Below are 11,417 nucleotides of genomic sequence, written 5' to 3' on the forward strand. Positions count from 1 at the left end.
GGCGCGGCGGCCGCCGACTCGGCGTCGCGGGCGAGGAAGGCCGTGGTGGGGCCGGACCCGGAGACCAGGGCGGCGAGCGCTCCGGCCGCGCGTCCGGCGTCCAGGGTCGCGGCCAGCTCCGGGAACAGCGACAGCGCGGCCGGCTGGAGGTCGTTCGTCACGGACTCGGCGAGCGCGTCCGCGTCGCCCTTGGCGAGGGCGTCGAGGAGCGGCTGCGAGGCCACCGGATCCGGGATGTCCCGGCCCTCGGCCAGCCGGTCGAACTCGCGGAAGACCGCCGGGGTGGACAGGCCCCGGTCGGCCAGCGCGAAGACCCAGTGGAAGGTGCCGCCGACCTCCAGCTCCGTCAGCTTCTCGCCCCGCCCGGTGCCGAGCGCGGCCCCGCCGACCAGGCTGAACGGCACATCGCTGCCCAGCTCGGCGCAGATCTCAAGGAGTTCCTCGCGGGAAACTCCGGTCCCCCACAGCGCGTCGCAGGCCAGCAGGGCCGCGGCGCCGTCCGCGCTGCCGCCCGCCATGCCGCCGGCGACGGGGATGTCCTTGTCGATGTGCAGATGCACGCGCGCCTCACGGCCGGTGCGCTCGGCGAGGGCGAGGGCCGCGCGGGCGGCGAGGTTGCTCTCGTCCAGCGGCACCTGACCGGCGTCCGGCCCGGAGCAGGTCACCCGCAGCTCGTCGGACCCGGTGACCGTGACCTCGTCGTAGAGGCCGACCGCGAGGAAGACATTGGCCAGGTCGTGGAAGCCGTCGGGGCGGGCGGCGCCGACCGCGAGCTGGACGTTGACCTTGGCGGGGACGCGGACGGTGACGCTCACTGCGGACCGGACTCCTTGTTCGGGGCGTGCTCGGCGATACGGGCGAACTCCTCCACGGTGAGCGACTCGCCGCGCGCCTGCGGGGAGACGCCCGCCGCGACCAGCGCGGCCTCGGCGGCGGCGGCCGAGCCCGCCCAGCCGGCCAGCGCGGCCCGCAGCGTCTTGCGGCGCTGGGCGAAGGCGGCGTCGACGACGGCGAACACCTCCTGCCGGGAGGCGGTGGTCTTCGGCGGCTCGGCGCGGCGGACCAGCGACACCAGCCCGCTGTCGACGTTCGGGGCGGGCCAGAAGACGTTCCGCCCGATGGCCCCGGCCCGCTTGATCTCCGCGTACCAGTTGGCCTTGACCGACGGCACCCCGTACACCTTGGAGCCGGGTGCGGCGGCGAGCCGGTCGGCGACCTCCGCCTGGACCATGACCAGGGTGCGCTCGATGCTGGGGAAGGTCTCCAGCATGTGCAGCAGCACCGGGACGGCCACGTTGTAGGGGAGGTTGGCGACCAGCGCGGTCGGGGCCGGGCCCGGCAGCTCGGTGACGTGCAGGGCGTCGGAGTGGACCAGCGCGAACCGGTCGGCGCGCTCGGGCATCCGGGCGGCGACGGTGGCGGGCAGCGCGGCGGCGAGCACGTCGTCGATCTCCACGGCCGTGACCCGGTCGGCAACCTCGAGCAGCGCCAGGGTGAGCGAGCCGAGCCCCGGGCCGACCTCGACGACCACGTCGTCCGGGCGCACCTCGGCGGTGCGCACGATCCGGCGGACCGTGTTGGCGTCGATCACGAAGTTCTGGCCGCGCTGCTTGGTGGGGCGCACGCCGAGGGCGGCCGCCAGTTCACGGATGTCGGCGGGCCCGAGAAGGGCGTCGGGGGTGGGGCTGCTCACGGCACAAGGGTACGGGGCGTCCGGGACCGCCCCGGCCGGTCAGCCCCCCAGGCGGGACCCGCAGTGCGGCCAAGGGCTGGTGCCGCTGCGCAGGTACAGCTTCTTCGCCCGGTACGTCTGCTCCGCCGGAGAGGCGTCCTGGGGCCGCCCCTGCCCGCCGAGCGCCTGCCAGGTGGCGGTGTCGAACTGGTACAGCCCGCCGTACGTCCCCGAGGGGTCCACCGCGTCCGGCCGGCCCCCGGACTCGCAGGCCGCGAGGGCGCCCCAGTCGAGGCGGTCGGCGCCGGCCACCGAGGCCGGCGGGGTCTTCGTCCCCACCTTCACCACCTGCACCCGGGGTTCGCGCACCACCTCCGCGTGCAGCCGGCGCGGCTTCTGCCGGACCCCGTTGACCGTGCGCACGGAGTAGGTGATCCGGCGCAGGCCGGGCTGCCCCGGCCGTTCGACGACCTCGGTGCCGCGCAGCAGCGAGGGGTCCTCGGCGCGCACCTCGTGGAACGGGATCGGCTCCTCGTGGACCTCCCGGGTGCGGGTGATCCGCAGCACGGTGACGGTCTGCCCGTCGCGGGGGAAGCTGCCGGGCGGCACGGAGGTGGTGTCCAGGCCGCGCAGGGTGACCCCGGCCTGCTCCACCGCCTCCCGCACGGTCGCCGCGTTGGTGCGCACGGTGCGGGCGCGCCCGTCCGCCATCACGGTCACGGTGCGTTCGGTGCGCACATCCAGCGCGAGCCCCTCCCGCCCGATGCGCCGGGAGCGCGAGGTCGATACGTACGCGCCCTCCGCGCGCACGCCCAGCTGCCGCAGCGCCCCCTCCACGGTGTGCGCGGTCGTCCACACCTCGCGCCGCTCTCCGTCGAGGGTGAGGATCAGCGGGCGCCCGTAGCGCACCTCGATCTCGTCGCCGTGCTCCAGGTCCTCGCCGGGGCCGGGGCTCACCACGTCGTGCGGCCCGACCTGGATGCCCTCGTCGGCCAGCAGCTCGGTGACGTCGTCGGCGAAGGTGTGCAGGGTGCGGGGCGTGCCGTCGACATCGAGCTCGATCTCCTTGTCCTCGGCGAGGAAGGCGGCGGTGCCGCCGGTGAGGCAGGCGACGACCAGCGCCTGCGGCAGCAGCCGGCGCATCCCTTCGGCCCGCTCGGCGTACCGGGCACGGCGCCGGTGCCCGTTCCGCGCGGGCCCGGCCGCCGGGCCGGCCGCCGGGCCGGTTGCCGGGTCGAGGGCGGCCCGGCGGGGCAGCGCGGGCTCGGTGGGCTGCCGGGCGAGGGTCTGCTGCGGCTGCTGGGCCCGCTGGGCGAGGGTCTGCTCCACCAGCGTGCGCTCGAGCAGAGTCGGCTCCGGGGGTGACTGCCCTTGGAGCGCCCCCTCCTGCAATGTCCGCTCGTACGCGGGCCGGTACGTGTCGGACCGGCGGGTGTCCTCGCCGGGCGGGCCGGGGATGCCGTATCCGTGTCCGTACCCGACGGTCTCCGCCGAGTGCAGATCGCCGACCGTCGCATCCGTCTCGTACGTCTCGAACCGCGCGTTGCTCACGCCGACACGCTCCAGGGCCTTAGGGGGTCCGGCTCGGGCCCCAGAACCTAGCGGAGCGCCGGTCACTCTCCAAAGCGGCACGACTACGGAACGTACGCGCGAGTGGTGCCGCTCGCGGCTCGGCAGCGGCCTGGAGCGCGGTCAGTAAGTCAGTAACCGAAGGCGCGTGCGGTGTTGGCCGCGAGGGCGGCGGCCATCGCGTCCTCGTCGATTCCGCGCACGGCGGCCATGGCCCGCACGGTCACCGGCACCAGATAGGGGGCGTTGGGCCGCCCCCGGTAGGGCACCGGCGTCAGGAACGGCGCGTCCGTCTCCACCAGCACCAGCTCCAGCGGCGCCACGGCGAGCGCGTCGCGCAGGTTCTGCGCGTTCTTGAAGGTCACATTGCCGGCGAAGGACATGAAGTACCCGGCCTCGGCGCAGACCCTCGCCATCTCGGCGTCGCCGGAGTAGCAGTGGAAGACGGTGCGCTCGGGCGCGCCCTCCTCCTTCAGCACCCGCAGCACATCGGCGTGGGCGTCGCGGTCGTGGATGACCAGCGTCTTGCCGTGCCGCTTGGCGATCTCGATATGGGCGCGGAACGATCTCTCCTGCGCCTCCTTGCCCTCCGGCCCGGTCCGGAAGTAGTCGAGCCCCGTCTCGCCGACGCCCTTGACCTGCGGCAGGGCGGCGAGCCGGTCGATCTCCGCGAGCGCCTCGTCCAGCACCGCGTCCCCGCCGGGCCGCCGGGGGCCCTGGCGCGACCAGCCGTCGGGGTCGCCGTGCACGATCCGCGGCGCCTCGTTGGGGTGCAGTGCGACGGTGGCGTGCACCGGCTCGTACGCGGCGGCGGTCTCCGCGGCCCAGCGCGACCCGTTGAGATCACAGCCGACCTGCACCACGGTCGTCACCCCGACCGCCGCGGCCTTGGCCAGCGCCTCGTCCACGGTGCCGCCCTGCATGTCGAGATGCGTGTGCGAGTCGGCAACGGCCACCCGCAGGGGCTCGGGCAGAGGCGGCGCGGCGTTCTTCCCGCCGCTCTTCTCGCCACTCTTCTCGTCGCTGGAAGGCATACCCCCGATCCTACGAGGGCCCTTCCCCTGTCAATCCGGCTGTGCTGCAGCTCCGCTGCAGGGGCGCGGGGATGCGCGAGCAACCCCCGACCGCCCGCACCCGGCATCGCACCCGCACCACCCCCTACCGGCCGCCGCCCTCCCCCTCCCGCTTCGCGGCGACCACCGCATCGAACACCACCCGCTTCGGCACCCCCGCCTCCACCGCGACCGCCGCGATCGCCTCCTTGCGCCGCTCCCCCGCTTCCTCCCGCACACGGACCCGCCGCACCAGCTCCTCGGCGCCGACCTCCTCGCCGCTCTTGTCCGGTGCGCCCTCCACCACCACGGTGATCTCGCCGCGCACCCCCTCGGCTGCCCAGGCGGCCAGCTCGGCCAGCTCCCCCCGCCGTACCTCCTCGTACGTCTTGGTCAGCTCCCGGCACACCGCCGCCCGCCGCGTACCCCCGAAGACCTCCGCCATCGCGGCGAGGGTGTCGTCGAGCCGGTGCGGGGACTCGAAGTAGACGAGGGTGCGCCGCTCACCGGCGACCTCCCGCAGCCGTGCCAGCCGCTCCCCCGCCTTGCGCGGCAGGAAGCCCTCGAAGCAGAAGCGGTCCACCGGGAGCCCGGAGACGGCGAGCGCGGTCAGCACGGCCGACGGCCCGGGGACCGCGGTGACCCGCACGTCCCGTTCGACCGCCGCCGCGACCAGCCGGTACCCGGGATCGGACACCGAGGGCATCCCGGCGTCGGTCACCAGCAGGACCCGCGCCCCGCCGGCCAGCTCCTCCACCAGCTCGGGGGTGCGCGCGGACTCGTTGCCCTCGAAGTAGGACACGACGCGCCCCTTGGGCGTCACCCCGAGCGCCTGGGTCAGCCGGCGCAGCCGCCGCGTGTCCTCGGCCGCGACGACGTCCGCCGCGGCCAGCTCCTCGGCGAGCCGTGGCGGGGCGTCGGAGACGTCGCCGATGGGGGTGCCTGCGAGTACGAGCGTTCCGGTCACGCCCCCCATCCTCGCAGCAGGGGGCACAGCCGGGGCATACCGCCCATGCGCGGGACTCACACAGCCCCGTTCCCTACGATGGCGCGGTGACCAGTACTGCGTCGTCCACGGACTCCACGGACACCCGGCAGCACCAGGCGCCGCTCGAGCAGCGGACGGCGTGGCAGCTGCGGCTGCGCCGCTTCGGCTACCTGGCGAAGTCCGCGAGCGCCGGCAGAGAAGACGTCCGTGACCGGCTGGTCCCCCCGTACACCGAGCCGTCCGGCCGCCTGTGGGCGACCCTGTCCGTGCCGCCGGCGCTGGCCGACCGGATCACCCGCTGGTCCGGGTGGGGCGGCCCGCTGCTGGTCACCCTGCTGGCCGGGGTGCTGCGGTTCTGGAACCTGGGCAGCCCCAAGGCGGTGATATTCGACGAGACGTACTACGCCAAGGACGCGTGGGCGCTGATCCACCGCGGCTTCGAGGTCAACTGGCCCAAGAACGCCAACCAGCGGATCCTCGAATCCGCCGGGGACGTCCCCATCCCGACGGACGCGGCGTATGTCGTCCATCCGCCAGTCGGCAAGTACGTCATCGGGCTGGGCGAGCTGATGTTCGGCTTCGATCCGTTCGGCTGGCGTTTCATGACCGCCCTGCTCGGCACGCTGTCGGTGCTGATGCTGTGCCGCATCGGCCGCCGCCTGTTCCGCTCGACCTTCCTGGGCTGCCTGGCCGGTGCGCTGATGGCGGTGGACGGGCTGCACTTCGTGATGAGCCGCACCGCGCTGCTCGACGGCGTGCTGACGTTCTTCGTGCTGGCGGCCTTCGGCTGTCTGCTGATCGACCGGGACCGGGCCCGCGCGAAGCTGGCGGCCGCGCTGCCGGTGGACGCCGACGGGCGTGCCGTGCCGGACGCGCATGTCGCCGAGACCACCCGGATCGGCTTCCGGCCGTGGCGGCTGGCGGCGGGGCTGTTCCTGGGCCTGGCGATCGGCACCAAGTGGAACGGCCTGTACATCCTGGCCGCGTTCTGTGTCATGGCGGTGCTGTGGGACGTCGGCGCGCGCCGGGTCGCGGGCGCCCACCATCCCCGCACCGCGGTCCTGCGGCACGACCTGGGCTGGGCCTTCCTGTCCACCGTCCCGGTGGCGGTGCTCACCTACTTCGTCTCGTGGATCGGCTGGATCCTCTCCCCGTCCGACGGCACCGGCGGCTACTACCGCGACTGGGCCACCCGCAACGGCAGGGGCAGCGACTGGTCCTGGCTGTTCCCCGACTGGTGGCGCAGCCTGTGGCACTACGAGAACCAGGTCTACGAGTTCCATGTGGGCCTGTCCTCGCCGCACACCTACGAGTCCAACCCCTGGAGCTGGATCGTCACCGGCCGCCCGGTCTCCTACTTCTACGAGTCCCCGGCACCCGGCAGGGACGGCTGCCCGGCCGACGCGGGCGAGAAGTGCGCCCGGGAGGTGCTGGCCCTGGGCACCCCGATGCTGTGGTGGCTGGCCTGCTTCGCCGTTCTCTACGTCCTCTGGCGCTGGCTGTTCCGCCGCGACTGGCGGGCCGGCGCCATCGCCTGCGGCATCGCGGCCGGCTACCTCCCCTGGTTCCTCTACCAGGAACGCACCATCTTCTACTTCTACGCCATCGTCTTCCTCCCCTTCCTCTGCCTGGCCGTGGCCATGCTCCTGGGCGCCATCGTCGGCCCGCCCCGCAGCACCGACACCCGCCGCGTAGCCGGCGCCACCGCCGCCGGCGTCCTCACCCTCCTCATCGCCTGGAACTTCATCTACTTCTGGCCCCTGTACACCGGCACCGCCATCCCGATCGACGACTGGCGCTCCCGGATGTGGCTGGACACCTGGGTCTAGCCACCGTCCGTCCCGACACCGCGTCCCGGCCCCTGAGCTGGGACGCGCCTTTGTGAGAGGTGCCCCCATGGGTCGCAATCCGGTACTGCCCGGCGGTCTGCTCCTGCTCCTGCTGCTCACCACCGCCTGCTCGGGCCCCGCCCACGAAGAAACCGCTGCCCCGAAGGCACGCCCCAGCAACGGCAGGAGCGCCGGCCCCGAAGCCGAGGGCTCGCCCGGGAAGCCGGAGCTGTCCCTCCCACGCGGTGCGCAGATCCTGGTACCGGTCACCGAGGGAACGGGCCCCGCCGACCTGCCCGCCTTCACCCCGCCGACCGACGTGTACAGCGTGTACGCCACATGCTCGGGCAAGGGCACGATGAGCATCGTCCACCGCGACGACGCGGAGGGCGGTCCCAGCAAGATCGGCTGTAACGGCCCCCTCACGATCGGCCGGGTGCATACTGACGGGGGCCTGCGCAGGCGGGACTTGGTGAGGCTGAGCTGCCAGGCTCGGGGTGATCTCTGTCAGGGCACTGATCGGAAACCGACGCGCGGAGTCGGGGGGCGTGTGCGTAGAGTGCTCAGCCGTTGGGCTGTCTGAACGCGTTCAAGAGACGTGTGGGCCCGGCCGGGGAGGGGGAACGCCCGATGGGCAAGGGGGTCAAGGCTGCCGTCGTCGGCGGTGTGTTCGCGGTGATGGTCGGCGGGGCGGGCTACGGCGCCTACAACATCGTGTCGGCGTTGAGCGGTGACGGGGGCGGTTCGAGCGCGTCGGCGCCGCGGACCGGGACGCCGGACCGGGAGGAGGTCGCGGAGACGTCCGAGAAGTTCTTCGCGGCCTGGGAGAAGGGGCAGGCGACGCAGGCGGCGGCGCAGACGGACAACGCGCAGGCGGCCGAGGCGCTGTTGTCGGCCTACGGGGAGGAAGCCCGCATATCGCAGGTGCAGATCACTCCGGGGCGGGCGTCGGGGACCACCGTGCCGTTCCGGGTGAAGGCGACCGTCAGCTACGAGGGCACGTCGAAGCCGCTGAGTTATGAGAGCGAGCTGACCGTGGTGCGGGGGAAGACCACGGGGCGGGCGCTGGTGGGCTGGCAGCCGTCGGTGGTGCATCCGCAGCTGAAGGAGGGCGACACCCTCGTCACCGAGGAGTCCGCCAAGCCGCCGATCAAAGCCGTGGACCGGAATGGGAAAGAGCTGTCGAGGGAGGAGTATCCCTCGCTGGGGCCGGTCCTCGACAGTCTGCGGGAGCGGTACGGGGCCGAGGCGGGCGGCAAGCCCGGGGTGGAACTGGTGATCCGGCACGCCGATCCGGCGGTGGCCGGTGACACCCCGCTGCTGACCCTGGCCGAGGGCAAGCCGGGTGTGCTGCGCACCACGCTCAGCGCCGGTGTGCAGGCCGCCGCCGAGAAGGCGGTGCGGCGGTACGCCGAGTCGTCCGTGGTGGCGCTGAAGCCGAGCACCGGCGAGGTGCTGGCGGTGGCCAACCACCGCGAGGACGGGTTCAACGCGGCCTTCCAGGGCAAGGTCGCCCCCGGCTCCACCATGAAGATCATCACCGCGGCGATGCTCATCGACAACGGCGTGACCTCGATGAACGGCCCGGCGCCCTGCCCGGACACCGCCACCTGGCAGAGCCAGACCTTCAAGAACCTCACCGGCATGGAGCCCAACGAGAAGGCCACCCTCGCCAACAGCTTCCTGCGCTCCTGCAACACGGCTTTCATCAAGCTCGTCGACGAGGAGCCGCTCACCGACGCCTCGCTGCAGCAGGAGGCCGAGCAGCGGTTCGGGCTGGGCCGGGGCGACTGGAAGACCGGCATCGCCTCCTTCGACGGCAGCGTGCCCGCGGTGAGCGGCCCGGACCGTGCCGCCGGCGCCATCGGGCAGGGCCAGGTGCAGATGAACCCGCTGAACATGGCCAGCGTCACCGCCACCGCCATCACCGGCGCCTTCCGCCAGCCCTACCTGGTCTCCCCGGAGCTGGACGACCGGCAGCCGGCGCGGGCGAAGGGCCTGCCGGCGGGCACCGCCGCCCAGCTCAAGCAGATGATGCGGCTCACCGCGACCCAGGGCACCGCCGCACGCGCCATGTCCGGGCTGAGCGGCGACATCGGCGCCAAGACCGGCTCGGCGGAGGTGGCCGGCAACGCCACCTCGGACAGCTGGTTCACCGGCTTCCGCGGCGACGTGGCCGCGGCGGCGATGGTGCAGCAGGGCGGACACGGCGGCGACGCGGCCGGGCCGATTGTCGCAGCCGTGCTACGAGCCGGAGGCTGAGGGAACCGCGCGCGGGCCGGGACTCTAGGGTGGTGGCCGTCGTTGGCTTGACGCCAGGCACCACCGGGGCGCGTGAGCCCGGCACTCGAGTGTGGAGGATCCGAAGCAGTGGGGAACAGAAGGCGCGTCGCCGAGCGGCGGAGAACCAGACCCGTCGTGCTCGGCGGAGTGATCGCCGCGGTCGTGTCGGGCGCCGGGTTCGGTGCCTACGCGCTGTTCGGGGGAGGTGCCGCCGAGGATGGCAAGGGCGGCACGGCCGCCGCTCAGCAGGTGGAGAAGGCCAAGACCGGTCCGCTCACCCGGAGCGAGGTCACCGGGGCCGCCCGCCGCTTCCTCACCGCCTGGCAGGCCGGGAAGGTGAGCGAGGCGGCGGCCGCCACCGACGACCCGAAGGCGGCCACCGCCGCGCTGAAGAGCTTCGCCAAGGACGCCCGCGTCGCCGACCTCGCCCTCACCCCGGGCGCCGCCGCCGGCACCAAGGTCCCCTTCGCCGTGAAGGGCACGGTGATCCACGAGGAGCTGAGCAAGCCGCTGTCGTACGACAGCACGCTCACCGTCGTGCGCCGGGCCGGCGACGGCGAGCCCCGCGTCCACTGGCAGCCGGCGGTCGTCCACCCGGACCTGAAGGACGGCGACAAGCTGGTGACCGGCGAGGCCGGCACCCCGCCGGTGAAGGCGCTGGACCGGGACGGCGGAGAGCTGACCACGGAGGCGTACCCGTCGCTCGGGCCGGTGCTGGACGGGCTGCGCGAGAAGTACGGCAAGAAGGCCGGCGGCACGCCCGGCGTCGAGCTGCGGGTGGTGCGCGGCAAGTCGTCCCAGAAGGCGGAGCTGGCCGACAAGACCGTGCTGGAGCTGAGCAAGGGCACGCCGGGCACGGTGAAGACCACCCTGAACCCGTCGCTGCAGGCCGAGGCCGAGAAGCAGGTGGCGAAGAAGAAGCGGGCGTCGGTGGTCGTGCTGCGCCCGTCGACCGGTGAGATCCTCGCCGTGGCGAACTCCTCGCACGGCTTCAACGTCGCCTTCCAGGGCTCCCTGGCGCCGGGCTCCACCATGAAGGTGATCACCTCCTCACTGCTGATCGAGAAGGGCCTGGCCTCGGCGGACAAGAAGCACCCGTGCCCGAAGTACTTCAGCTACGGCGGCTGGAAGTTCCAGAACGACGACAAGTTCCAGATCAAGGACGGCACGTTCAAGGCGAGCTTCGCCCGCTCCTGCAACACCGCCTTCATCAGCCAGGCGCCCGAGCTGAAGAACGACGACCTGACCAAGCAGGCGCAGCAGGTGTTCGGGCTGGCGAAGGACGACTGGCAGGTCGGTGTGCCGTCCTTCGACGGAGCGGTGCCGGTGCAGTCGGCGGCGCCGATGGCGGCGTCCCTGATCGGGCAGGGCGGGGTGCGGATGAACCCGCTGAACATGGCGTCGGTGTCGGCGACCGTGAAGTCGGGTGTGTTCCGCCAGCCCTATCTGGTCCCGCCCGAGGTCGACGGGCGGAAGCTCGCCACGGCCGAGCGCCGCATGTCGGCGGACACCCTGGCCCAGCTGCGCGACCTGATGTCGTACACCGCTGCCTACGGCACGGCAGCCGAGGCGATGGCCGGCGTCGGCGGTGACAGCGGGGCCAAGACGGGCTCGGCGGAGGTCGACGGGCAGAAGAAGCCCAACGGCTGGTTCACGGCGTACCACGGGGACCTGGCGGCGGCGGGCGTGGTGCAGGCGGCCGGGCACGGCGGCTCGACGGCCGGCCCGATCGTGGCGGCCCTGCTCAAGGCCGGCGGCTGAGGCACACCGCAGCCAAGGCCGGCGGGTGAGGCACACCGTGCTCAAGACCGGCGGCTGAGGCACACCGTGCTCAAGACCGGCGGCTGAGGCACACGGCCGCCCGGCACACGCCCCGGCAGGCGGTCAGTGCGGGCCGGTCGCGGTGGCCGGCGGTCAGCCCGGTACCGGTCGCCCCGGCCGGCGGTCAGCCCGGTACCGGTCGCCCCGGCCGGCGGTCAGCCCGGTACCGGTCGCCCCGGCCGGCGGTCAGCCCGGTACCGGTC

The 11,417-nt window shown here is 73.4% G+C and carries 7 protein-coding genes and 1 pseudogene; 3 read left to right on the forward strand and 5 right to left on the reverse strand.

Going from position 1 to position 11,417, the window contains the following annotated elements; all coding sequences use genetic code 11:
* The 5 genes and pseudogenes from ABD207_RS06930 to rsmI all read right to left on the reverse strand — a co-directional run.
* Positions 1-815, reverse strand: a pseudogene (locus tag ABD207_RS06930) (4-(cytidine 5'-diphospho)-2-C-methyl-D-erythritol kinase); the annotation flags it as partial.
* Complete coding sequence (gene rsmA / locus ABD207_RS06935) at positions 812-1,693, reverse strand: 16S rRNA (adenine(1518)-N(6)/adenine(1519)-N(6))-dimethyltransferase RsmA (RefSeq protein WP_344010870.1); 882 nt, start codon at positions 1,691-1,693, stop codon at positions 812-814. The pseudogene ABD207_RS06930 and the gene rsmA, both read right to left, overlap by 4 nt.
* Before the next feature lie 39 nt (positions 1,694-1,732).
* Complete coding sequence (locus ABD207_RS06940) at positions 1,733-3,223, reverse strand: resuscitation-promoting factor (protein WP_344010872.1); 1,491 nt, start codon at positions 3,221-3,223, stop codon at positions 1,733-1,735.
* A 149-nt stretch (positions 3,224-3,372) separates the two neighbouring features.
* Positions 3,373-4,275, reverse strand: coding sequence for a TatD family hydrolase (locus ABD207_RS06945; RefSeq protein ID WP_344010874.1), 903 nt, complete (start codon positions 4,273-4,275; stop codon positions 3,373-3,375).
* A 124-nt stretch (positions 4,276-4,399) separates the two neighbouring features.
* Positions 4,400-5,260 carry a 16S rRNA (cytidine(1402)-2'-O)-methyltransferase gene (gene rsmI / locus ABD207_RS06950; RefSeq protein WP_344010875.1) on the reverse strand — a complete coding sequence of 287 codons (861 nt, stop codon included), beginning with the start codon at positions 5,258-5,260 and terminating at the stop codon, positions 4,400-4,402.
* 86 nt (positions 5,261-5,346) lie between these two features.
* Here rsmI and ABD207_RS06955 point away from each other — a divergent pair, with 86 nt between their 5' ends.
* The 3 genes from ABD207_RS06955 (at position 5,347) to ABD207_RS06965 (ending at position 11,154) form a co-directional block, all read left to right on the forward strand.
* Positions 5,347-7,110, forward strand: coding sequence for a dolichyl-phosphate-mannose--protein mannosyltransferase (locus tag ABD207_RS06955; RefSeq protein WP_344010877.1), 1,764 nt, complete (start codon positions 5,347-5,349; stop codon positions 7,108-7,110).
* A 630-nt stretch (positions 7,111-7,740) separates the two neighbouring features.
* Complete coding sequence (locus ABD207_RS06960; protein ID WP_344010878.1) at positions 7,741-9,372, forward strand: penicillin-binding transpeptidase domain-containing protein; 1,632 nt, start codon at positions 7,741-7,743, stop codon at positions 9,370-9,372.
* Between the two features lie 108 nt (positions 9,373-9,480).
* Positions 9,481-11,154, forward strand: coding sequence for a penicillin-binding transpeptidase domain-containing protein (locus ABD207_RS06965; RefSeq protein ID WP_344010880.1), 1,674 nt, complete (start codon positions 9,481-9,483; stop codon positions 11,152-11,154).
* The last annotated feature ends 263 nt before the right edge of the window (positions 11,155-11,417 follow it).

The sequence above is a fragment of the Streptomyces thermospinosisporus genome (assembly GCF_039526425.1).
Taxonomy (GTDB): domain Bacteria; phylum Actinomycetota; class Actinomycetes; order Streptomycetales; family Streptomycetaceae; genus Streptomyces; species Streptomyces thermocarboxydovorans.